Origin of the sequence: Streptomyces sp. GQFP (genome assembly GCF_021545335.1) — a bacterium.
GTDB lineage: Bacteria > Actinomycetota > Actinomycetes > Streptomycetales > Streptomycetaceae > Streptomyces.
Map to the genome: position 1 here is coordinate 3,307,901 of NZ_CP089312.1, position 22,176 is coordinate 3,330,076.

Below are 22,176 nucleotides of genomic sequence, written 5' to 3' on the forward strand. Positions count from 1 at the left end.
TTCCGGCACCTTGCACGCACGCATCGTCAGCGATGCGTTGTCGTCACCCAGGCCGCGATCTGGGTGCGGTTGCTGAGGCCCAGTTTGCCGAGGATGCGTTCCACGTGGCCCTCGGCGGTACGGCGGGCGATCACCAGCCGGTCGGCGATCTGCTGGTTGGCGAGGCCTTCGGCGACGAGCGCGGCGACCTCGGTCTCGCGGCGGGTGAGACGCGTACCTCGATCGCTCGAGCCGCGGGTGTTGGAGGGTGGTTCGGGTCTCCCGTTCCCGTTCCTCCCGTTTCCGTTTCCGTTTCCGTCCCCCGAATTCTCCTCCCGCAGCGCGTACTTGACGATCCCGGGGAGGCCGATGCCCGCTCCCCGCCGGTACGCCCGCTCGTACGCCCGTCGTCCGAGGCCCTCGCGCGCCCCGGTCTCGGCGTCCTGGCGTACGGGGTCGGACGGGGTGGACCGTACGCGGTCGGCGGCGCCGAGCAAGACGGCGGCGTGTTCGTGGGCGTGGTGGTGGGCGGTCGCGATCAGGGCGAGCAGGTCGAGGGCGGGGGCGATGCCGAGGACGTCGTGCAGGGTGTACGCGATGCGCAGGGCCTCGCGGGCGGGCGGTTCGGCGCGCTGCGGGTCCTCGCGGATGACGTGGGCGAGGGCGAGCGCGCGCAGGGCGTACGAGCGCACCCATTGCTCGCCGTACTCCCCGCACACCCGCAGGACGTTCTCGCAGAGGGCGACGGCCCGGTCCGCCTCGCCCAACGAGGCGAGCGCACGGGCGAGTTGGACGCGTTCGAGCCCGGCGAGGGCGGCATGACCGCCGGGTACGGGTCCCCGCGCCACGGCGTCCTCGAAGTGCCGCAGGGCGGCGGCCGGTTCACCGCCGAGCAGCAGACCGACCCCCACGACGTACCCGGCGTGCGCGGCCTCGGCGGCGTCACCGAGGCGTCGGGCGAGGGCACGCGCCTCCTCGGCCTGCCGCCGTCCCAGGGTGAGTTCGTCGGGGGAGCCGGTGAGCAGCCCGAGCAGTCCGGCGGACCACAGCGCGCGGGCCCGTTCCCGGCTCGGTTCGGGGTTCGCTTCGAGGGCGCGGTCGAGCCAGTACCGGCCTTCGCCGGGTACGCCGGACGCGTACCAGTGGAACCAGAGGGTGCCGGCGAGACGGAGGCCGACGCGGGGGTCGTCGGGGGCTTCCCCGCCGGTCCTGATCTCCGTATCGGGGCTTCCGGGGCTTCCGGGGCTTGCGAGGCGTCCCGGGCGTCCGGGGCTGAAGTCCAACGCGGCAGGGAGGTTGACGCGGAGGCCGGCGGGGCGGTCGTCGGGGACCCCTCCGCCGGCCCTGACCTCCGCTCCGGGGCCTCCGGAGCTGATGCCCAACTCGCCACGGAGGTCGGCCCGGTCGACACCGAGCCCGGCGCGGCAACCGTCGGAGGCCCCTCCGCCAGTCCTGACCTCCGCTCCGGAGCCTCCGGAGCTGCCGGAGCTGCCGGAGCTGCCGGAGCTGCCGGAGCTGCCGGAGCTGCCGAGGCTGAAGTCCAGTGCTGCGCGGAGGTTGGCGTGGTCGGCGCGGAGGCGGGTGGCCAACTGTCGCTGGCCGGGGCCGAACCAGGCCTGTTCGTAGGTCGTCGCCCTGGTCCGGGTCCAGTCGCGGTGTCTGCGTCGGGCGGCCTGTTCCGCTCCGGGGAGTTGCCTCAGCCGGTCGAGGCCGTACTGCCGGAGGGTGTCGAGCAGCCGGTAGCGTACGCCGCCGTCGGGGTCCGTCTCCCGGCTCAGTACGGACTTGCCGACCAGCCCGGTCACCGCTTCCAGGACGTCGTCGGTGCCCTCCCCGCACACGGCCTCCGCCGTCTCCAGGTCGAAGTCTCCGGGCAGCACCGACGCCCGCGCCCACACCAACCGCTCCTCCGGCGTGCACAGTTGGTGGCTCAGGTCGATCGTCGCCCGCAGGGTGCCATGACGGCCGGCACGGGTGTGCTCGTCGTCGATGCGGGTCTGTAGTTCGGTGATGTCCTCGTCGCCCAGTTCGCCCATGCGGGTCGCCGCCAGTTCGATGGCGAGGGGGAGGCCGTCCAGGCGGTGGCAGAGGCGGGCCACCGCCTTGCGGTTGGCGGGGGTGAGGGTGAAGCCCGGGAGTGCGGCGGCGGCCCGGTCGGCGAAGAGGGCGAGGGCCGGGTGGCGGTGGGTCGCGGAGAGGTCGCCGTCCGGGTCGGGGAGCGGCAACGGGCGTACGTCCAGGAGGTGTTCCTCCGTCAGGCCCAGCCGGTGGCGGCTGGTGGCGAGGACACGTACGCCGGTGGTGCGGTGCAGGAGTGCGCCGGCGAGTTCGGCACAGGCCCGGTGCAGGTGCTCGCAGTTGTCGAGGACCAGGAGGAGGCGGCGGGCGCTCAGCCGGTCGGCGAGGGCGTCCGGGGTCTCCGGTCGGCGGGGCGTGGCGTGGTCGCCGTACAGGTCGAGTGCGGTGGCGGCGGCCCTCGCCACCAGGCCGGGGTCGTCGAGGTCGGCGAGGTGCACGAAGCGGACGCCGTCCGGGAAGGCGCGGGCCACGCGGGTCGCGACGCGGGCGGCGAGGCGGGTCTTGCCGACGCCGCCCGGGCCGGTCAGCGTGACCAGCCGGGCTCTGGCCAACAGCGCCCGGACCTGGGCCTGTTCGTCGCGGCGGTCGACGAAGCTCGTGGTCTCGGATGCTGGTGGTGCGGCCGGTGATCGGCCTTCGGCCGGTGATCCGCAGTCCGTTCGTGGCGCTGATCCGCCCATGATCAGTACCTTCCAACAGGCCCCCGCAGATACACACACGCGGTCACACACACGTGTGCACTTGCCGAGGAGCCGCGACGGGCGGGGCGGAGGCGCGTATCCTCCGCGTCCCCCTCGTACGAGCGACCGTTTCCGGCCCGTACGGCCAGCCGGTTCGCGCCACGCCCTTTAGGCACTCTTGACCTGCTCATGCCATAGCCACACCATGAGCGCCACACCCGCACCAGTCCGTCGCACCGAAGAACCACCCCCCGCTCCACTCCCAGCTTCCGGAGATCCCGGAACTCCCGGAGAAATCAGGAGACTTCATGCGACTTCGCATACGAGGCTCAGGCGCCCGCAGCGGCAAACGGTCCGCCGCCGTCCTCGGCCTGCTGTCCCTCGCTCTCGCCCTCGGCGTCACCTCCACGACACCCGACGCCACCGCCACCAGCGCCAAGCGCCCGGCGGCCTCGGCGGACGACGTCCGCCAGTACGAGATCCACATGCACTCGACCGTCGAGGACCGCACCAAGCTCCAGCAGGCGGGCGTGTCCATCGACGACACCGACGGCCACGGCGTCACCGTCTCCGGCCGCGCGGACCAGATCCAGAAGCTGCGCGCCCAGGGCTACGACATCACGCCGCTGGGCCAGGTCCCCGACCGCTCCAGCAGCGCAGACGACGTACGGCTGCTCGACTTCCCCACGGCCGACTCCAGCTATCACAACTACGCGGAGATGACGACGGAGATCAACTCCCTCGTCTCGGCCAACTCCTCCATCGCCAGCCAGCGGGTCATCGGTACGTCGTACTCGGGCCGGAACATCGTCGCCATCAAGCTCAGCGACAACGTCGGCACCGACGAGGCCGAGCCGGAGGTGCTGTTCACGCACCACCAGCACGCCCGTGAGCACCTCACCGTCGAGATGGCGCTCTACCTGCTGCGCAACCTGACGTCCACCTACGCCACCGACTCCCGGGTCAAGGCCATGCTCGACTCCCGTGAGATCTGGATCGTGCCGGACCTCAACCCGGACGGCGGCGAGTACGACATCGCGACCGGCTCGTACCGCTCGTGGCGCAAGAACCGGCAGCCCAACTCCGGTTCGTCGTACGTCGGTACCGACATGAACCGCAACTGGAACTACCAGTGGGGCTGCTGCGGCGGCTCCTCCGGCTCGACGTCCTCGGAGACCTACCGGGGTACGGCCCCCGAGTCCGCCCCCGAGGTCAAGGTGGTCGCCAACTTCGTCCGCAGCCGGGTCGTCGGCGGCGTCCAGCAGATCAAGACGGGCATCGACTTCCACACGTACAGCGAGCTGGTGCTGTGGCCCTTCGGGTACACGACCGCCAACACCACGACGGGCATGACCCAGGACGACCGGGACGCGTTCGCGACGGTCGGCGGGAAGATGGCGGCCAGCAACGGGTACACGCCGGAGCAGTCGAGCGACCTGTACATCACCGACGGGTCGATCGACGACTACCTCTGGGGCAGTCAGAAGATCTTCGCGTACACGTTCGAGATGTATCCGTCGTCCAGCTCGGGTGGGGGGTTCTATCCGCCCGATGAGGTGATCGACCGGGAGACCGCGCGTAACCGGGATGCGGTGTTGCAGCTGCTGGAGAACTCGGACTGTATGTACCGGTCCATCGGCAAGCAGGCGCAGTACTGCTAAATGCCTCTGAGGTAGTGGGGAACTGCGGGTCCGTTGTGGCTGGTCGCGCAGTTCCCCGCGCCCCTTAGGGGGCGCTGCTCTCCTCAGGCTCCTTCTCGTCTTCGAACTCGTCTTCGAAGTAGGTGTCCAGGACCTTGTCCAGGTCGGATTCCCACTCCTGGTGCTGGGACTTCGCCTTCGCTTCGATCTCCACCGGGTACCAGCGGCGGTCCGGGGTGTGGACCGTCACCGTGAACCGCTTGCCGAAGCGGGACGTCTCCGTCTCGACGGCGCCGATCTCGTCCCAGCGGAACTCGCACTCCTGGTCGTCCAGGGAGAGGCGTACGCCGCTGTGGTCGGCGATGATCTTCGCCCGGCGGTCGGACGCCTCGAAGACGGGGCCCTCGACCTCGGGGGTCTCCGTCTCGACCTCAGAGGTCTCAGCCTCAGGGGTCTCAGCCTCGGCCTCGGCCTCTGCCTCAGAGGTTTCAGAGGTCTCGGGGGCTTCCGCCTCCGCTCCCGCCTCCTCCACCGGGTCCGGGGTCCCGTCCTCCGGCTCAGCCGGCACGGGTGAAGTGAGCCCGGGGATGGCCGCTGGGTCGACCGCGGCGGTTTCCAGGGGCTTGCTGCTCGAACCTATGCGCTGCTCCACAGTCGGAAGTATGGCGGACATTGCTGTGTCATGGGACAGCAGGGGCCAGAGAGATCCGGAGACCGGAAACCGTGGGCCTCACGAGCCTGTACGAGGGAGTGCTACACGAACAGGCTCAGTACGGCCGCCACCACGAACCCCGCCACCGACAGCACCGTCTCCAGCACGGTCCACGTCTTGAGGGTGTCCCGTTCGCTGATGCCGAAGTACTTGGCGACCATCCAGAAGCCGCCGTCGTTGACGTGCGAGGCGAAGATCGAGCCCGCCGAGATGGACATGATGACGAGGGCGACGAACGCCTGCGAGTGGTCGCCCTCGCTGAGCAGCGGCGCCACGATGCCCGCCGTCGTCACGATGGCGACCGTCGCCGAGCCCTGGGCGACCCGTAGCACCACGGAGATCAGATAGGCGAGGACGATCACCGGCAGACCGACGTCGTTGAAGGTGTCGGAGAGTGCCTGCGCGACCCCGCTGGCCTTGAGGATCGCGCCGAAGATCCCGCCGGCGCCGACGACGAGCAGGATGTTGCCGACCGGCTTGAGGGACGCGGTGGACACCGTCTCCAGCGACTTGCGGGACCAGCCGCGGCGCAGGCCCAGCAGGTAGTACGCCATGAACAGGGCGATCGTCAGCGCGACGAACGGGCTGCCGAGGAACGTGACGACCGACCGGAAGGTGGAGGGGTCGAGCGCGATCGACGAGAACGTGGCGGCGAGGATCAGCAGCAGCGGCGTACCGATGATGGCGAGGACCGTGCCGAGCGATACGGGTGTCTCCTGGGGGGCCACTCCGGCCTCGCGCTGCTCGTCGAGGACCGCCTTCTTGGCTTCCTCCGCGGCCTCCAGCATGTCCTGCGGTACGGGGACGAAGATCCGCTTTCCGATCCACGCCGACCACACCCACGCGGCGAGCACGGCGGGCAGTCCGCAGACGACGCCCATCAGGATGACCCAGCCGAGGTCCACGTGCAGGAGCCCGGCGGCGGCGACCGGTCCGGGGTGCGGCGGCAGGAAGGCGTGCGTGACGGAGAGGCCGGCGAGGAGAGGCAGGCAGTAGAGCAGGATCGACTTGCCGGAGCGCTTGGCGGCGGCGTACACGATCGGTGCGAGGACGAAGATGCCGACGTCGAAGAAGACGGGGATGCCGAAGACGAGGCCGGTGAGGCCCATGGCGAGAGGCTCCCGCTTCTCGCCGAAGAGGTTGAGGAGTCTGGACGCCAACACCTCCGCGCCGCCGCTGACTTCGAGGATCGCGCCGAGCATCGTGCCGAGGCCGATGATGATCGCTACGTGGCCGAGGATGCCGCCCATGCCGGACTCGATGACGGAGACGGCGTCCGAGCGCTGGACTGTGCCGAAGAGTTCGGTGACGCTCAGGCCGGCACCCAGGCCGACGGCTATCGAGACGGCGAGGAGGGCTACGAAGGGTTGGAGGCGGAGCTTGATGATGAGGATCAGGAGCAGGGCTATGCCTAGGGCGGCGACGGTGAGGAGACCTGCGGTGCCGTCTATGAGGAGGAGTAGGCCGCCGGTGTGGGGTGGGGTTTCGGACATGTGGGGGTCCTCTGTTGTTCAGTCGCGGGGGGAATTTGGGCAGGGGGGAGCGCATTCGTGGCCAGGTGCGGGTTGTTTGTGGTTGCTCGCGCAGTTCCCCGCGCCCCTAAAAACGGGGCGCGTTGCTGTGAGCCCTAGCTGTTCAGTACCGCGAGTGCGTCGATCTCGATCAGGAGGCCTGCCGGGAGGCCCACGTACACCGTGGTGCGCGCGGCGGGGGGAGAAGTCAGCCCCTGCTCCTCGAAGTACTCGTTGTAGATGCTGTTCATTTCCGCGAAGTGGTCTACGTCCGTCAGGTAGACACGGATCATCATCGCGTCGTTCCAGGTCGCGCCGCCCTCCTCCAGGATCGCCTTGACGTTGGCGAGGGTCTGGAGGGTCTGTTCGCGGAGGGTGGGGCCGGCCGGTGTCGGGGGCTTGCCCTCCTCCGCCGGCAGGAAGCCGACCTGGCCGGCGACCTGGAGGATGTTCCCCTTCTTCACGCCGTGGGAGAACTTGGCGGGCGGGGTGGTGTGGGTCTTCGGAGTGAGGGCGATCTTCTCGGTCATCGGGTGGCTTCCTAGGTTTGGGGGGCTGCTGGGGTTCGTCCGGAGTACTCGCCGCTGATGGCGTCCGCCGTACGGCGTACCAGCGGGAGCAGGGTGAGGAGTTCGTCGGCGGTGACGACGACGTTCGGGGCGGAGACGGACATGGCGGCGACCACGCGGCCGTCGGTGCCCCGGATGGGGGCGGCGACACAGTTGATGGACTCCTCGTGACCGCCGAGGTCGGTGGCCCAGCCCTGGTCGCGCACCTTGGCCAACTCCCGTAGGAACGCCAGGGAGTTGGGGGTGGAGCGGGAGGTGTACATCGGGTAGTCGAGCTTCTCGGCGAGAGCGCGTCGCTCGTTCTCCGGCAGGTCGGCGAGCAGCAGCTTGGCGACGGCGGCGACGGTGATGGCGACGGGTTTGCCGATACGGGAGTACATGCGCACGGGGTAGCGGCTCTCGACCTTGTCGATGTAGAGGACCTCGCTCTCCTCGTGCACGGCGAGGTGGACGGTGTGCCCACACTGCTCGTTGAGGCGTACGAGGTGGGGGTGGGCGATCTCCCGGACGTCGAGGTTCTCCACGGCTTCCTGGGCGAGCGCGAAGAGGCGGGCGCCGAGGCGGTAGCGCTGGTCGGACTGGCGGTAGACGATCCCGTGTTCGTGGAGGGTGCGCAGGAGGCGCAGGGCCGTGGACTTGTGGACGCCGAGGCGGTCGGCGACCTGGCCGAGGTCGGCGGGGCCCTCGGCGAGCAACGGCAGGATGCTCAGCGCACGGTCGACGGTCTGGCTCATGGGGTGGGTACCTCCTCCGGGGCCTGCTCGGCTTGCGTCCAGCCGGGGCCGAGTCGAAGTGTCCCCCACGCCCTGTCGTCGAGGGCGACCAACCGGTCGGCGTGGTCGCGGGCGGGCGGCGCGGCGAGGTCGCCGGGGGCGGTGAGGACGGCGGCGGCCATGAGGTGGCCGTGCCGGATGCGGTCCCGTACGGGGAGACCCCTGAGGGTGGCGGAGAGGAACCCGGCGGCGAAGGCGTCGCCGGCACCGACGGCGGCCACGACCTCGACCCGGGGCGCACGGACACGTACGGCCTCGGCCTCGTCGATGTCCTCGCCGAAGGCGACTGCCTCGCCGCCGCCCTGCTTGACGACCACGAGCCCCGGCTCGGGCAGCGCGTCCACGACCGCCCCCACGCCCTCCAGCCCCCAGGCGTCCCGCGCCTCGTCGGCGCCGACGAAGACGAGGTCGGCCCGCCGGGCCAGGTCGAGGAGCACCCGGGGACCCTCGGCGTCGGCCCACAGCCCCGGCCGGAAGTTGACGTCGAAGGAGACGAGCGGCCTGCCGGGCCGGGGCTCGGTCAGCTCCCAGAGGAGGTCCAGACAGCTGCCGGACAGCGCGGCCGTGATCCCGGACAGATGCAGGACACGCGCCGCGCGCACCGCCTCCAGGTCCAGGTTCCCGGCGGACATCACGGAGGCCGCCGAGCCCGCCCGGTAGTACGCGACCTCGTGCGCGTCGGTCGCCCGGTCGCCCGCCGTACGGAAGTACACGCCCGTCGGACGCGCCGGATCACGCCGTACGGACGTCACATCCACCCCGTACGAGCCGATCGTCTCGACGAGGTGGTCGCCGAAGCCGTCGGCGCCGACGCGGCTGATCCAGCGGACGGAGTGGCCGGCGGCGAGCGCGCAGGCCACGTTGGACTCGGCGCCGCCGATGGTCCGCTCGAAGGACGGCACGTCGGCGAGGCGGCCCGGCCGGGAGGGAAGGAACGTGACCATGGACTCGCCAAGCGCGACGACATCGACCACATCGACGACGTCGGGGGCATTGCAGGGTCCGGTGACGGTCACGATCGTCGTAGCTCCTAGGTGATGCGGGGGAGGCGGCGGCTCCGTTGACCCCGCGTTGGCGAGATGTTAGACAGCGGTAAGCGATATACGCAATGCCGATTGCACATGTTGCAATGCATGCCCGTGCGGCGCATTACAGTGCGGCGCAGCCGAATCAGGGAGGTTCCATGGGCACCGAGAGCAGCGAGAGCGCGGGGGCGCTCGCCCGCCTGGCCACCGACCGGGTCGACGCCCGCTTCAAGGGCCTCCCGCCGGACGCCGACGGCCTCACGGTCGGCGAGCTGACCGCCGAGCGCCGCAACCTCTTCACCGGCGGCTTCACCACCCCCGTACTCACGCTCTCCGCCGAGCACCTCACCCACAACCTGGAGTTGATGGAGACGTACGCGGCCCGCCACGGCCTCTCCTTTGCCCCGCACGGCAAGACCTCCATGGCCCCCCAGCTCTTCCGGCGCCAGATCGACCACGGTGCCTGGGGCATCACCCTCGCGGTCCCCCACCAGGTGCGCGTGGCACGGCAGTTCGGCATCCAGCGCGTCTTCCTCGCCAACGAACTCGTCGACCCGTCCGCCCTGCGCTGGATCGCGTCGGAGCTGGCGGCCGACCCGGACTTCCGGTTCATCTGTTACGTCGACTCCGTGCGCGGAGTGGAGTTGATGGACGCGGCGCTGGCGGGGGCCGTGACCCGCCCGCTGGACGTGGTCGTCGAACTCGGCGCCGGTGAGGGCGCCCGGACCGGTGCGCGTACGGAGGCGGAGTGCGCGGCGGTCGCGGACGCGGTGGCCGCCGTACCGACGCTACGGCTGGTCGGGGTCGCCGGGTACGAGGGCGAGGTGCCGCAGGCAAACCCGGAGCGGGTGCGGACGTGGCTGCGGCGACTCGTCGCGCTGGCGGCGGACTTCGACAAGGCGGGCCGGTTCGCCGCCCCTTCCGTCGAGGAGATCGTGGTGAGCGCGGGCGGCAGCGCCTGGTTCGACGCGGTCGCCGACGTGTTCGTGGAGATCCCCGAACTGTCGCTCCCCGTACTGAAGTTGCTGCGCTCGGGCGCGTACGTCTCGCACGACGACGGCCACTATCGCCATGTCACCCCGTTCAACCGGGTCCCGGAGGAAGGGGCGTTGGAGCCCGCCTTCCGCCTCTGGACGCAGGTCGTGTCCCGCCCGTCCCCCGAGCAGGCCTTCGCGAACGCGGGCAAGCGCGACGCGGCCTACGACCTGGATCTGCCCTTCGCCCAGGTCGTACGGAGGGAGGGCACTGAGGAACGGCCCGCCACCGGCATCTCGGTCACCGGCCTCTCCGACCAGCACGCCTGGCTGCATACCGACCCCGGGGCGGATCTGGAGGTCGGCGACTGGCTGGGCCTGGGTCTGTCCCACCCGTGCACGTCCTTCGACAAGTGGCAGCTGATCCCGCTGGCCGAGGCGGACGGCACGGTCGTCGACTACATCCGCACGTTCTTCTAGGAGGCCGGGTATGGAAGAGCTGGTCATTCGGGACGCGGACGTCGTGGACGGCTCGGGCGGCCCGTCGTACCGCGCGGATGTGGTGGTCGACGGCGGCAGGATCGTCTCGATCGTCCAGGAGGCGGCGGCAGCGGGCTGTCAACGCCCAAGGGCGCGGAGGGAGTTGGACGCCTCCGGGCTCGCCCTCTCCCCCGGCTTCATCGACATGCACGCCCACAGTGACCTGGCCCTCCTCCGCGACCCCGACCACAGTGCGAAGGCCGCACAGGGGGTGACCCTCGAAGTCCTGGGCCAGGACGGGCTGTCGTACGCCCCGGTCGACGACCGCACCCTCGCCGAGGTCCGCCGCGCGATCACCGGCTGGAACGGCAACGGCGACGACATCGACTTCGACTGGCGGTCGGTGGGCGAGTATCTCGACCGGCTGGACCGGGGGTTCGGAGGGGAGGGCATCGCGGTCAACGCGGCCTACCTCATCCCCCAGGGGACGGTCCGCATGCTGGCCGTCGGCTGGGAGGACCGCGAGGCGACACCCCAAGAGCTGGACCGGATGCGGCAGTTGGTCGCGGAGGGGATGGAACAGGGCGCGGTGGGCATGTCGTCCGGGCTCACGTACACGCCCGGCATGTACGCCAAGGACTCCGAACTCACGGAACTGTGCCGGGTGGTGGCGCGGTACGGCGGCTACTACTGCCCGCACCACCGCTCGTACGGGGCGGGCGCGTTGGAGGCGTACGCGGAGATGGTGCAGCTGACGAAGGAGGCCGGCTGCTCGCTCCACCTGGCCCACGCCACGATGAACTTCGGCGTGAACGAGGGCAGGGCACCGGAGCTGCTGACGCTCCTGGACGAGGCGTTGGCGGCGGGGGCGGACCTGACCCTGGACACGTACCCCTACACACCCGGCTCCACAACGCTGGTGGCAATGCTGCCGAGTTGGGCGAGCGAGGGTGGCCCGGAAGAGATCCTCCGGCGCCTGACTGCCGACACGACCGCCGAACGCATCCGCCACCACATGGAGGTCATCGGCGCCGACGGCTGCCACGGCGTCCCCATCGAGTGGGACACGATCGAGATCTCGGGCGTGACGGACCCTGACCTCACGGGTTATGTGGGCCGCACGATCCAGGAGTCGGCGAACGCGCGAGCCGAGACCCCGTGGACGACGGCCCGCCGCCTCCTCCTGACCGACCGCCTGGGCACGACGATCCTCCAGCACGTCGGCCACGAGGAGAACGTCCGCACGATCATGCGCCACCGCGTCCACACGGGCGGCTCGGACGGCATCCTCCAGGGCACGAAACCGCACCCGCGCGCATACGGCACGTTCCCCCAGTATCTCGGCCGCTACGTAAGGGAGTTGGGGATCCTCTCCCTGGAGGAGTGCGTGGCCCACCTGACGTCACGCCCGGCGGCCCGCCTACGCCTCCCGGACCGAGGCCTGATCCGGGAGGGCTACCGAGCCGACCTGGTCCTCTTCGACCCGGCGACGGTGGCGGCAGGCTCCACCTTCGAAACCCCGCGCACCCTCCCGACGGGCATCCCGCACGTACTGATCGACGGCCGCTTCGTGATGGAGGACGGCCGCCGAACAGACGTACTGGCAGGCAAGTCGATCAGGCGAACCCCGCGCCCCTAAGGGGCGCGGGGAACTGCGCGACAAGCCACGACGGCGCAGCAGATCGCACCACTACCGCCCCACCCCCCACGGAGCGCTACGGCTTGGGCAGAACACACCCACTACGACTCAGATCCAACTTGTTGTCGAGCCCAAAGCAAGCCGGGATCTGGTAAGTCTCCTGCGCATAGTTGATGCCCTCACGAACAGTCACGTTGCCGCTCGCATCAACCTCACACGGGTTGTTGTCGGTGCACGTCTCGCCGTCCTCATTACCGGTGTTGTTGACGGCAACGACATTCCCCGTCGCGTTGTCGACAACCGGCGACCCCGAGGTACCCCCGATGGTCTGGCACGCGGAGGTGTAACGGACCGAGTCCTTCCAGGTCCACTCCCCCTCCTTCAGTCGATAGGCGAACCCATCGATGTTGCAGGCATACGTCTGCTTCCAGTACCCGGAGACGACCGTGATCGCCGTACCGGCGACCGGGTGGGTGTCGTTGAGGGTGAGCGGGCTGATGCCGTAGCTGCTGGCGATCTGCGCGTACGTGGTCGTGAGCTGGTAGATCGAGACATCCGTGTCGGTCATCGTCGCGTACGCGATCTTGCTGGCGCGCAGGGTGCCGACGCGGGTCGCTGCGGCGTTGAGCAGCCCGAAGGTACGGGTGGACGCCTGGTCGACGATGACCTCGCCGGCGGCCGGGAAGCCGGTCTCCAGGCAGTGCCCGTTGGACATGACCAGCGCCGGGTCGTCGGACTCGGAGCTGGGGAAGCGGACGAGCGAGCCGGAACAGTTGGAGAGCGAGACGGTGCCGGCGAAGTTGACGGCCTGGATGGCCGGCGCGGCAGCCGTCTTGACGGTGGCGCCCGTTGTGCCCGTGGTGCTCTTCCCGACGGACGCGGCCGTGTCGGCCTGCGCGGCGACCGCGGGTGCCGCGCCGGCCCCGGTGATCACCAGGGCTGTGAGCGCGGCAAGGAGAGGCTTGTTCATGTGGGGGTCCCCTCGTACGACAGAGCGACCGGAGATCTTCCGGCCGCTCACTTTTTGTCATGCGCATTGTGATGCGGGAGGGGTGGTTGAGGCAAGGAATTGTTTCCGGCCGGGAGTTGGCGGGTTTGCGCGCGGGCGACGGCGGCCACGACTTCTGCACAGGAGTCCTGCGCGGCACCGGTTGCGCGGTCAGCCGATACCGTCGTCCAGCAGCGCGGCCGACACCTGCTGGGCCAGCCACTGCTCGGTCTCGTTCCACGACCAGCGGCAGTCCGCCACGTACAGACGCCAGGAGGGGTGGCCGAGGAAGAACCACAGGATGTCGGTTGCGCGGCCCCGCGTCAGTCCCGCCCTCAGGGCGCCCAGTTCCTCCAACCGCCCGGCCACGACCGCGAGGGCCTCGCGGTAGACGCGGTTGGCGCGGGCGAGGGTTTCCGCGGCCGTCTCGTCCAGTGCGGCTGCCGTGTTCAGCACCTGGAGCAGGGCGAAGTACTGCTCGTTGTCGACCCGCACCCCATGCGTGGCGACAGCGACCGTTTCACGGGGGTCGCGGCAGGCGTTCACCGCCGAGAGGGTCTGGTCGACGATCGGGTCGCCGATGCCCTCGCTGATGAAGTGGGCCAGGATCGAGGCTTTGCCCCCGGTGCTCGCGTACACCGTGGGGACGGCCGTCCCGGACTCCCGCGCGATGTCGCCGACGGTGACCTTTCCATAGCCGCGTTCGAGGAACAGGCGCAGAGCGGCCTCAAGGATGGCCGCCCGCGTCTCCGCGGCCGTCTCGGCGCGTCTGCCGGCACGGTACGGGCGTGGCTGACCATGCGGCCTGCTGCTCATCTTTCCATCCTCCATCAACGCGCCCTGCTGGCGCGTGCTACTTTCGGCGTAGGCTTCCTATATCCAATACAGGAGCCCTCTACGCGGATGTTCACGCCCTGCGTGCCGATCCGGACGCCAGGGTGGCATCGCGCGGCAGACACATCCAAAAGTCAGGAGTCACGACCATGGACGTCGAGCGGCGCACGCCGGCCAACACAGCCATTGTGCTCATCGACTACATCACCGGGTTCGCGAACATCTTCCGGTCGCAGACCATCGAGGCGAACGTCAACGGTGCTGTCGCGCTGGCGAAGACGGCGCTCGGCTTCGGTGCGCCGCTGATCGTCACCAGCGGCCCCGAGGGCGATCCGCGAGGAGGGCTGTATCCCGAACTCCGGTCCGTCATCGGCGAGCACCCGGTGATTCACCGTTCCGGTTCGTTCGATGCCTTCGACTTCCCGGGCTTCGCCCAGGCGGTAGAGGACTCAGGCGTCAGGCACCTGGTGCTTGCCGGACTGATGACGGACGGGTGCGTGCATCACACGGCGCTCGGCGCGCTTCGGCGGGACTACTCGGTCTCAGTGGTCGTCGACGCGACAGCGGACGAGAACCCGGAGATCCACCAGGCTGCCCTTACCCGGCTCACGCAGCTCGGCGTAGTTCCGCGGAGCTGGCTTTCCCTGGCTGCCGAGTTCCAACGTACGTACGAGAACTTCGACACCTTGCCGGTATTCATGGACCTGTTGCAGACCCAAGCACCGAAGTACGCGATGAGCCTGGCGACGCTGGCACCTGCCCCGCAGGTAGCGCCCTAGCCTGACCCTGGCCTCGATCGTTCATGAGGGGCCGTCGGCTTGCCGACGGCCCCTTCGTGATGGCAGCCGGCAGGGGTTGGGAGGCTGCGGCAGGTGAAAACCGCCTTGGTCGCGACACCGGCCAAGCACGAGGAACTCATGGACCGGCTGGTGGACGCACTGTGCCCGGACCTGGGGCATGAAGGCCTGTGTCCCATCCCCTGGGCAAGGCACAGCGTGAACGGCGTTTCCCTCTCCGCGAAGAAGACACTGACGCTTACCCCGCAAGCACAGACGCGGAAGTCACAGGCACGGACGCGGACACTGCGGACCGTCGTCTGCGCGGGCCAAAGGCAGGAACAGCACCGGGCGGCCGGACCACTCGACACGCGTGTCTCCCAAGGACGCGACGAACGCGGCCCGGTCGCAGCCGATGACGAAAGGCCAGCCCCGGCACGTCCAGATAGACCTTCACCGCCTCGCAGACCGCGAGGACCGTCTCCTCCGAGCAGCGGTCGAGGTCGTCGACGAAGACGACGAGCAGCCGGCGCGGTTCGTACTCCGCCGAGTCGGCCCACTCGGTGGCGAGGTCGCGCAGCGCGTCCCGCATCTCGTTGCGGGCCTTGGGATCGACGGACAGGTCACGCCAGAACTGGTCGACGAGCCCGGCCGCGCCGAACGGCGCCGAGGCGATGGTGAGCGTCTCCCGCAGGGCCCGTATCAAGGTCCCGCGTTCGGACGCGCCGTGGATCATCCGCCGCACCAGTCGCCGGTCGAACTTCATCAGCACCGACTTGATGAGCCCTTCCAGCGCGTCGCCACCGGAGGAGGTCCAGGCGTTGTACCAGACGATCTCGACGTCCTGACGCTGCCGCAACTCGGCCTCGACGAGCCGCATGAGGCTGCTCTTGCCCATCCCCCACCCGGCGTCGACGGCAAGCGTGAAGGGGGTCGCGGTCCGGGAGTCGTGCAACAGCCGGGCCAGCTCCCGCGCGGCCCGCCCGGCACCCAGCAGATCATCCTCCGGCACGGTCACGGGCTCGTCGTTCAGCAGCGAGAGCCTCATGCGTCCGGCCGCTCCCTTCCCTCTGATCGAGAAGGTCAACATACCCAGGGTCAGGGCATCTTGGGATCGTCACGGTGGCTGCACACGGCGTGCCAGCCTGCGGCCCCATGCCTGGCTCGGTGCTTCGACGTAACGGTGGGTCAGCAGACACAGGGGCAGCAGCACGGCGAAGAACGCGACTTCGAGCGCAGGACTGTCCTGCCGCCGTCGGCCGATCGTGCTGTCGATCACGGCCAGCGGCACCGGATGCAGCAGATAGACCGAGTAGCTGATCGTTCCCAGTCCGGTCAGCATCCGCGGTATGCGCCGACGGCGGGACAGCAGTCCGGCGCCGAAGGTCAGTACAGCCAGCAGGAACGCGACGATCCAGCCGCGCCGGGTGAAGTGGTCGCCGTCGCCGTACCAGTACGCACTCCCTACAGCACAGGCAACCACTGTGACGGCGGTACCGGCCGCACGGCGCCAGGTGCTCTGACCGTTCTCGGCACGGTGGACGGCGGTGCCGAGGAACATCACGGCGAGGATCACCAGGTCCTCCCACAGCGGGACCGTGCCGTTGAACGGGACCAGGACGAGCGCCAGCACCCCGCCCAGGACACCCCCGAATACCCGGAGCACGGGTGACGCGGCGCTCGCACAGCAGATGGCGACCCCCATGGCGATCGACGCGAACACGATCAGCGGGCCGGTGCCGACCAGTCCGGACAGGGCAGAGGACGGCAGCGCCACCCCTGCCATCACACTCGCGGCGGCGAGCACTGCCAGGACGACCGCGACCGCCGCGGACCGCCCGTGAAGGCGGACCGTGAAAAGAGCCACGACCAGCAGGTAGAAGGACATCTCGTACGAGAGCGTCCACAGGACGAGCAGGAGACTGGGCGTCCCGAGCAACTCCTGGAGCATGGTGGCGTGGGCCACCGCCACGGTGACCACGCTCTGTTGGCCGAAGTCACGTATCTCCGCGATGCCCAGGAGGTCGAGGGCGAGGAGCGCGGTGACGACAGCCGCCCACAGCGGGTACACGCGGAAGATTCGTCCGATCCAGAACGTCCGGACGCAGCCCCGGCGCTCCAGCGATGCGGGGATGATGTAGCCACTCACCAGGAAGAACACCATGATGCCGTAGCGGCTGGTGTTGAACTGCGGCATCAGCTCCCGCCGGAAGTCCGCCATGAAGGTGTACGAGGAGTGGTCGAACACCACGACGAGTGCGGCGAGGCCGCGCGACGCGTCCAGCCAGCCCAACCGCGATGCGGGGGAGGGCGAGCGCGCCGGTGAAGCAGGAACGCGGGGTGGGGATTGCATGCGTGGCCAGAGTCCTCTTCGGTGAGATGTCCGCCGGGCTCGCCGTGCGGCGGGGGCATCACCGAGTTCAGTGGCCGGTGCATTGTTCGGCAGTACCGTTCTGGCGGCTGAACAATGAACCGGCGACTGGCGGGGGTGAGTTGTGGCGGGGCGTCGTGAGATGCCGGTGGATCCGGCGGCGGGTCCGGTGCAGCGGTTCGCGTTCGAGTTGCGCAAGCTGCGGGCGGAGGCGGACGGGATCACCTACCGGTCGCTGGCTCAGCGGGCGGGCTACTCGGTGACCGCGCTGTCGCAGGCTGCGGCCGGCGAGCAGTTGCCGACGCTGCCGGTGGCCCTGGCCTATGCCGGGGCGTGCGGTGGAGACCTGGCGGAATGGGAGGCCCGGTGGAAGGAAGCGGTGGAGGAGTCCGCCGGTGACGACTCCCGGGACGACGACGGATCGCTCACGCCGTACCGGGGTCTGGCTCGGTTCGAGCCCGGGGACAGCGGCCTGTTCTTCGGCCGGGAACAGCTCACCGCCGACCTGCTCGACCTGCTGCGCCGCCGACGGTTCGCCGCGGTCTTCGGCCCCAGCGGCAGCGGCAAGTCCTCCCTGCTGCGGGCCGGCCTGTTACCCGTCCTCCGGCACGCTCAGGAGCCCGGCCTGCGCCCGGCCGCGATCCGGATCCTGACACCGGGCGAACGCCCGGCCCGCAGCCACGCCCCTCTCCTCGCGCCCGCGACTCCCCGCGACGGCAGCGCAGGGCCGGACACTTTCGTGATCGTCGACCAGTTCGAGGAGGTCTTCACTCTCTGCCACGACGCGGCCGAACGCACCCGCTTCATCGATCTGCTGCTGACGGCCCGGCAGCCCGGGAGCCGTCTGCGGGTGCTGCTGGCGGTGCGCGGCGACTTCTACGGCCGCTGCGCCGAGCACCGCGACCTGGCCGACGCACTGCGCGATGCCAACCTCCTGGCCGGAGCGATGAGTCGGGCGGAACTGCGCGATGCCGTCGTCAAGCCGGCCGCGGCTGCCGGACTGACCGTGGAACGCGCCCTCACCGCCCGGCTGGTCACGGAGGTCGCCGACGCGCCGGGTGGGCTGCCCCTGCTGTCCCACGCGCTGCTGGAGACCTGGCGCCGCCGCCGCGGCAAGACACTGACCATGACGGGGTACGAGGCGGCCGGATGCCTGGACGGCGCGATCGCCAAGACCGCCGAGCAGATCTACGGCCGGTTCACCGCAGACCAGGCGGCTGCCGCCCGCCGGGTGTTGCTGCGCCTGGTCATTCCCGGTGACGGCACGCCCGACACCCGCCGTCCCGTCGGACGCGCGGAACTGACCGGCACCGGCCGGGACGACACCACCCAAGTGGTGGAGGCACTCGCCGGGGCGCGGCTGCTCACCCTGGACGGCGACAGGGTCGAGATGGCCCACGAGGCCCTGATCACGGCCTGGCCCCGGCTGCGCGGGTGGATCGAGGAAGACCGCGAACGCCTGCGTGTGCACCGGAACCTGACCGAAGCGGCCCACGCCTGGCAGGACCTGCGCCGCGAAAAGGGCGCTCTGTACCGGGGAAGCCGACTCGCCGCCGCCCAGGAACACTTCGGCGGCGCACCGCGCGAGGACCTGACCGACCTGGAGCGCGCCTTCCTCCACGCCGGACTCGACCACGAGCAGAAGGGCCGTCGCCGGTACCGGCTGGTGCTCACCGCGGTCACCGCCGCCCTGTGTCTAGCCCTCGTCGCCGCCGGCCTCGCCGTGGGGCAGTGGCAGAGCGCGGTCGCCGCCCAGCGCCTGGCCGAGTCCCGGCAACTGGCCGCCCAGTCCAGCGCACTGCTGGACTCCGAACCCGACCTCGCCGCACTACTCGCCGTCCATGCCTACCGGACCAGCCCGACCCGCGAAGCCACCGCCGCCCTCTATGCCGCCGCGGCGCTACCACCGCGCAAGAGTCTGATCAGCGGCACCGAACCGGTGGATTCCCTCGCCCTCAGCCCGGACGGCCGCACCGTCGCCGCCCACAGCACGGACGGCGGAGTACGGATCTGGAGTCTGCCGGAGGGCCGGCTCCGGCACACGTTCCCCGGCCGAAGCACCGGCGAGGTCACGACCGCGGCGTTCAGCCCCGACGGCCGCACCCTCGCTGTCTCCACCGGCGGGGCGATAGGCATGTGGGATCCGGCCACCGGCAGGAAACGCGGCACCCTCACCATCCCCGGCGGTTCGGTACGTGGGATCGCCTTCAGCCCTGACGGTCGTACCGTGGCCGCCGCCTCCGCGACGGCTGTACGGCTGTGGGACGTGGCCACCGGCCGCAAGCGGCAAGGCTTCACCGGCCACCCCGACCCGCAGGCGGTCGCCTTCGGCCCTGACGGAAGTACCGTCGCCGCGGTGAGCCTCGGCGGACTGGTGCGGGTGTGGGACGTGGCCACCGGCCGCACCCGGACCGCCCACGACGGCCGGATCGACGGCCAGGTGGTGGCTCTCAGCCCGGACAGCCGAACCTACGCGGTTGTGCGCGCCGACGGTTCGGTGCAACTGCGGGAGACGGCCACCGGCATCGTCCGGCGCACCGTCCGGGACGGTCCCACCGGGTTGCACGAGGTGACCTTCGCGCCCGGCGGCCGGACCCTCGCGATCCCGGGTCAGGGGGACAAGGTGCGGCTGTGGGACACCGCTTCCGGCACCGCGCGGGGCACCGTGACCACCGGTCACCACGGGCGGGGGGCCATGGAAGTGGCGCTCAGCGCGGACGGCCGCACCCTGGTCACCGGCAGCAACCTGGACCCCGCCGTCCGCGTCCACGGCCTGCCCGCCGATCCCCCACAGACCACTCTGCCCGGCCCTGCCGGCACGTACATCGCCGACATGGCATTCGGTCCGGACGGACGGACGATGGCGACGGTTCGCCAAGGGCCGCCCGGCCGTGGGTCGGTCGAGCTTTGGGATGTCAGGACCGGCGGTCGCGAGGCCGCACTGGCGCTCGACACCGACCCGGCACCCGGAGGAAGGCAACTGCCCTTCACGGCTTCCCGCCTCGGGGCCGTGGGGTTCAGCCCGACCGGGCGCGCCCTGGCCGTCAGGACCGTGCGAAAAGGGCGGACAGAGGTGGTCGAGGTCCGGGACGTGGCCACGGGCCGTCTTCGCCAGAGCCGTGCCCTGGGCGCCGTCGGCACGGCGGTCTTCAGCCCCGACGGGACGCGGCTCGCCATCCTCGGCGTGGAGGGATCGGTGTGGATCTGGCACCTTTCAACCGGCGTACTTCGCACCGCCCGCAACGGCCACGGCGAACCCGTCCGGGCGGTGGCGTTCAGTCCGGACGGCCGCACACTCGCCGTCGTGGACATCGAGGCCGACGGCGAGCAGATCACGCTGCTCGACGCAGCAACCGGCCGCACCCAGCGCACCATCGACCCGGGCGCCCGGAGCCCGCTGTCCCTGGCGTTCGGCCCGGACGGACACATGCTGGCCACCGTGGCCGGCGGCAACGGACTGGTGAAGACATGGGATGCGCGCACCGGTCAGCTCCAAGACAGCTTCAGTGTCAGTGGTCAGGCGGCGTCGCCGGCTTTCAGCCCCGATGGACGCACCCTGGCCATAAGCACCGTAAGAGGAGTCCAGCTGTGGGACCTCGCCACCAGCCAGACCAGAAGCACCCTGCCGACCGGCTCGTTCGCAGCAGTGGCGTTCAGCCCGGACGGACGGACCCTGGCCATCGGCACGGGCGACTCCGTCGGCCTGTGGAACGTCGACCTGCCCGACCCGGCCCGCGCGATCCGCAACATTTGCGAGGCCGTCGACGCCTCTCTCACCTCTCAGGAACAGTCCCGCTACCTGCACGGGCAGTCCGCGGATGCCGGCTGCCAGACTGCCGTGAGATAGGACCTCATCGATACTCAAAAGTCATGAGCGCGGACATGGACACTGCGGACCGTGGTCGGCGCGGGCCAAGGGCAGGAACAACACAGGCCGGGCGGCCCACTCGACACGCGTGTCTCCTGCGGAGGCGACGAACGCGTACGGTTCACCGGCCCGGAGCCGCATGACCGCTTCCCACTGACCATGGTCGAGCCACCGGAAGGCACGTTCGGTGTCCTCAGGATCGAACGCGGACAGCAGCACGCGCACGGCGAGGCGCATCCATACCAGCGCCTGCTCCGGAGTATCGGCTGCTTTCGTCCGGAGTCCCGTCCCACCGATACCGCCGTCCGCCATCGAGTACGCGGTGAACTCGCACCACCAGCCAGGACGACCGACGGACGCGGGGCGGTGCATCAGGCTGCGGCACATGTCGCCTCCTGGTCGGCATCACGGCGCACGAAGACAACGGGGGCGACGGCCAGTACGTACCGGACGTCGCCGTCACAGATCGTGTACGTGTACGTCTCGTGCCCCGCGAGCCGCAGCAAGGCCCGGGCATGCTCCCAGCCGTCGGACATCCACGCCCGCACCGGAGCGGCGGCCGGCGGATCGAGCTGGTCCGCGATGTGCCCGGCCCGCCGTAGCAGCCAAAACATGGCGAGCCAGGCGGAGTTGGAGCGACAGCGGCCGAGCCCGTACAGCGAGCGACCCGAGACGGCGTACGCCACACAGTCGGCGTCGAAGGCGGCGGACGGCGCGACCGGTTCGCCGGGCGGCGCGGACCTCGGCGCACTCAACACGCCGCATCCCCACGGTTGATGACCAGATGAGCCCAGACCGTCTTGCCGGTCTCCCTGGGTCGCACGCCCCACGCGTCGGACAGCCCCTCGACGATGACGAGCCCGCGCCCGTCGCAGTCATCGAGGTCCGTATCTCGTCTCTCAGGCATCCGCCACTGGAACGAGTCGGACACCTCGACGATCAGCACGCCGTCCCGGCGACGCAGCCCCACCTCGAAGAACTCGCCGATCCCCTTGGCGTGCACGACGGCATTGGCCGCCAGCTCACCCACGATCGACTCGGCGTCGTCGGCCAGTTCGCCGAGGAGCCAGAGGGTCAATATCGCGCGGACATGGTCCCGGGCGACCGGCACCGAATCCTTGCGTAACCGGAACCTGTTGCTGTGCGTGCGCCCGGACATGGGTCCCCCAAGGGTGCGTGGACAGGCGGGATCTGAATCACCCACCGCCCTCAAGCAAGTGCGGAGCGTGACGCATTGAAGCTAGACCTCAACCCACTCAACTTGCAACAGATCTTTGG

Annotated in this window: 18 protein-coding genes; 5 read left to right on the top strand and 13 right to left on the bottom strand. The window is 70.1% G+C overall.

The features are described from left to right. Positions 1-26: 26 nt before the first annotated feature. Positions 27-2,738 carry a LuxR C-terminal-related transcriptional regulator gene (locus LUX31_RS14440; protein ID WP_235475192.1) on the bottom strand — a complete coding sequence of 904 codons (2,712 nt, stop codon included), beginning with the start codon at positions 2,736-2,738 and terminating at the stop codon, positions 27-29. Between the two features lie 308 nt (positions 2,739-3,046). On the opposite strand from LUX31_RS14440, the gene LUX31_RS14445 reads away from it, so the two are divergent. Next, a complete protein-coding gene (locus LUX31_RS14445) occupies positions 3,047-4,399 on the top strand; it encodes a M14 family metallopeptidase (protein ID WP_235475193.1) in 1,353 nt (450 codons plus the stop codon). Between the two features lie 64 nt (positions 4,400-4,463). On the opposite strand, the gene LUX31_RS14450 is transcribed toward LUX31_RS14445, so the two are convergent. The 5 genes from LUX31_RS14450 to LUX31_RS14470 form a co-directional block, all read right to left on the bottom strand. Continuing rightward, positions 4,464-5,030, bottom strand: a complete 567-nt coding sequence (locus LUX31_RS14450) for a hypothetical protein (protein ID WP_235475194.1) — start codon at positions 5,028-5,030, stop codon at positions 4,464-4,466. A gap of 101 nt (positions 5,031-5,131) precedes the next feature. Next, the gene (locus LUX31_RS14455; RefSeq protein ID WP_235475195.1) at positions 5,132-6,583 is read right to left on the bottom strand and encodes a GntP family permease; all 1,452 of its coding nucleotides are present in this window, start codon (positions 6,581-6,583) and stop codon (positions 5,132-5,134) included. A 134-nt stretch (positions 6,584-6,717) separates the two neighbouring features. After that, entirely contained in the window at positions 6,718-7,131 is a 414-nt protein-coding gene (locus LUX31_RS14460) for a RidA family protein (protein ID WP_235475196.1), read from the bottom strand. A gap of 11 nt (positions 7,132-7,142) precedes the next feature. Beyond that, entirely contained in the window at positions 7,143-7,904 is a 762-nt protein-coding gene (locus LUX31_RS14465) for an IclR family transcriptional regulator (protein WP_235475197.1), read from the bottom strand. Then, positions 7,901-8,959 (bottom strand): sugar kinase, encoded by a 1,059-nt coding sequence (locus LUX31_RS14470; RefSeq protein WP_235475198.1) that lies wholly within the window; start codon positions 8,957-8,959, stop codon positions 7,901-7,903. Before LUX31_RS14470 ends, LUX31_RS14465 begins: the two co-directional genes overlap by 4 nt. 167 nt (positions 8,960-9,126) lie before the next feature. On the opposite strand from LUX31_RS14470, the gene LUX31_RS14475 reads away from it, so the two are divergent. Together LUX31_RS14475 and LUX31_RS14480 are read left to right on the top strand one after the other, a co-directional pair. Next, positions 9,127-10,422, top strand: a complete 1,296-nt coding sequence (locus LUX31_RS14475; protein WP_235475199.1) for an amino acid deaminase — start codon at positions 9,127-9,129, stop codon at positions 10,420-10,422. Positions 10,423-10,432: 10 nt separating this feature from the next. After that, on the top strand, positions 10,433-12,061 hold the full coding sequence (locus LUX31_RS14480) for an N-acyl-D-amino-acid deacylase family protein (protein WP_235475200.1): 1,629 nt from the start codon (positions 10,433-10,435) through the stop codon (positions 12,059-12,061). A 76-nt stretch (positions 12,062-12,137) separates the two neighbouring features. Here the strand turns inward: LUX31_RS14480 and LUX31_RS14485 are convergent, their stop codons facing one another. Both LUX31_RS14485 and LUX31_RS14490 read right to left on the bottom strand, forming a co-directional pair. Continuing rightward, positions 12,138-13,031, bottom strand: a complete 894-nt coding sequence (locus tag LUX31_RS14485) for a S1 family peptidase (RefSeq protein WP_235475201.1) — start codon at positions 13,029-13,031, stop codon at positions 12,138-12,140. Between the two features lie 189 nt (positions 13,032-13,220). Beyond that, positions 13,221-13,865, bottom strand: coding sequence for a TetR/AcrR family transcriptional regulator (locus tag LUX31_RS14490; RefSeq protein WP_235475202.1), 645 nt, complete (start codon positions 13,863-13,865; stop codon positions 13,221-13,223). A gap of 167 nt (positions 13,866-14,032) precedes the next feature. On the opposite strand from LUX31_RS14490, the gene LUX31_RS14495 reads away from it, so the two are divergent. Next, positions 14,033-14,662 carry an isochorismatase family protein gene (locus LUX31_RS14495; RefSeq protein ID WP_235475203.1) on the top strand — a complete coding sequence of 210 codons (630 nt, stop codon included), beginning with the start codon at positions 14,033-14,035 and terminating at the stop codon, positions 14,660-14,662. Positions 14,663-14,918: 256 nt separating this feature from the next. On the opposite strand, the gene LUX31_RS14500 is transcribed toward LUX31_RS14495, so the two are convergent. Then, on the bottom strand, positions 14,919-15,707 hold the full coding sequence (locus LUX31_RS14500) for a KAP family P-loop NTPase fold protein (RefSeq protein WP_235475204.1): 789 nt from the start codon (positions 15,705-15,707) through the stop codon (positions 14,919-14,921). A 69-nt stretch (positions 15,708-15,776) separates the two neighbouring features. Then, complete coding sequence (locus LUX31_RS14505) at positions 15,777-17,012, bottom strand: acyltransferase family protein (RefSeq protein ID WP_235475205.1); 1,236 nt, start codon at positions 17,010-17,012, stop codon at positions 15,777-15,779. Between the two features lie 160 nt (positions 17,013-17,172). On the opposite strand from LUX31_RS14505, the gene LUX31_RS14510 reads away from it, so the two are divergent. Beyond that, on the top strand, positions 17,173-20,877 hold the full coding sequence (locus LUX31_RS14510) for an nSTAND1 domain-containing NTPase (RefSeq protein ID WP_235475206.1): 3,705 nt from the start codon (positions 17,173-17,175) through the stop codon (positions 20,875-20,877). A gap of 21 nt (positions 20,878-20,898) precedes the next feature. Here the strand turns inward: LUX31_RS14510 and LUX31_RS14515 are convergent, their stop codons facing one another. Genes LUX31_RS14515 through LUX31_RS14525 form a run of 3 tightly spaced genes read right to left on the bottom strand, consistent with a single transcriptional unit; the run spans position 20,899 to position 22,057 of the window. Then, positions 20,899-21,285: a hypothetical protein gene (locus LUX31_RS14515; protein WP_235475207.1), complete on the bottom strand. Its 387-nt coding sequence runs from the start codon at positions 21,283-21,285 to the stop codon at positions 20,899-20,901. After that, positions 21,270-21,653 (bottom strand): hypothetical protein, encoded by a 384-nt coding sequence (locus LUX31_RS14520; RefSeq protein ID WP_235475208.1) that lies wholly within the window; start codon positions 21,651-21,653, stop codon positions 21,270-21,272. The genes LUX31_RS14515 and LUX31_RS14520 overlap by 16 nt, the downstream gene beginning before the upstream one ends. After that, on the bottom strand, positions 21,650-22,057 hold the full coding sequence (locus LUX31_RS14525) for an ATP-binding protein (RefSeq protein ID WP_235475209.1): 408 nt from the start codon (positions 22,055-22,057) through the stop codon (positions 21,650-21,652). Before LUX31_RS14525 ends, LUX31_RS14520 begins: the two co-directional genes overlap by 4 nt. Positions 22,058-22,176: the final 119 nt, after the last annotated feature.

Bases quoted from the DNA above. Each gene is read 5' to 3' on its own strand.
- LUX31_RS14440 (WP_235475192.1), bottom strand. From the start codon at position 2,738: ATGGGCGGATCAGCGCCACGAACGGACTGCGGATCACCGGCCGAAGGC.
- LUX31_RS14445 (WP_235475193.1), top strand. From the start codon at position 3,047: ATGCGACTTCGCATACGAGGCTCAGGCGCCCGCAGCGGCAAACGGTCC.
- LUX31_RS14455 (WP_235475195.1), bottom strand. From the start codon at position 6,583: ATGTCCGAAACCCCACCCCACACCGGCGGCCTACTCCTCCTCATAGAC.
- LUX31_RS14460 (WP_235475196.1), bottom strand. From the start codon at position 7,131: ATGACCGAGAAGATCGCCCTCACTCCGAAGACCCACACCACCCCGCCC.
- LUX31_RS14465 (WP_235475197.1), bottom strand. From the start codon at position 7,904: ATGAGCCAGACCGTCGACCGTGCGCTGAGCATCCTGCCGTTGCTCGCC.
- LUX31_RS14475 (WP_235475199.1), top strand. From the start codon at position 9,127: ATGGGCACCGAGAGCAGCGAGAGCGCGGGGGCGCTCGCCCGCCTGGCC.
- LUX31_RS14480 (WP_235475200.1), top strand. From the start codon at position 10,433: ATGGAAGAGCTGGTCATTCGGGACGCGGACGTCGTGGACGGCTCGGGC.
- LUX31_RS14485 (WP_235475201.1), bottom strand. From the start codon at position 13,031: ATGAACAAGCCTCTCCTTGCCGCGCTCACAGCCCTGGTGATCACCGGG.
- LUX31_RS14490 (WP_235475202.1), bottom strand. From the start codon at position 13,865: ATGAGCAGCAGGCCGCATGGTCAGCCACGCCCGTACCGTGCCGGCAGA.
- LUX31_RS14495 (WP_235475203.1), top strand. From the start codon at position 14,033: ATGGACGTCGAGCGGCGCACGCCGGCCAACACAGCCATTGTGCTCATC.
- LUX31_RS14500 (WP_235475204.1), bottom strand. From the start codon at position 15,707: ATGAGGCTCTCGCTGCTGAACGACGAGCCCGTGACCGTGCCGGAGGAT.
- LUX31_RS14505 (WP_235475205.1), bottom strand. From the start codon at position 17,012: ATGCAATCCCCACCCCGCGTTCCTGCTTCACCGGCGCGCTCGCCCTCC.
- LUX31_RS14510 (WP_235475206.1), top strand. From the start codon at position 17,173: ATGCCGGTGGATCCGGCGGCGGGTCCGGTGCAGCGGTTCGCGTTCGAG.
- LUX31_RS14515 (WP_235475207.1), bottom strand. From the start codon at position 21,285: ATGTGCCGCAGCCTGATGCACCGCCCCGCGTCCGTCGGTCGTCCTGGC.
- LUX31_RS14525 (WP_235475209.1), bottom strand. From the start codon at position 22,057: ATGTCCGGGCGCACGCACAGCAACAGGTTCCGGTTACGCAAGGATTCG.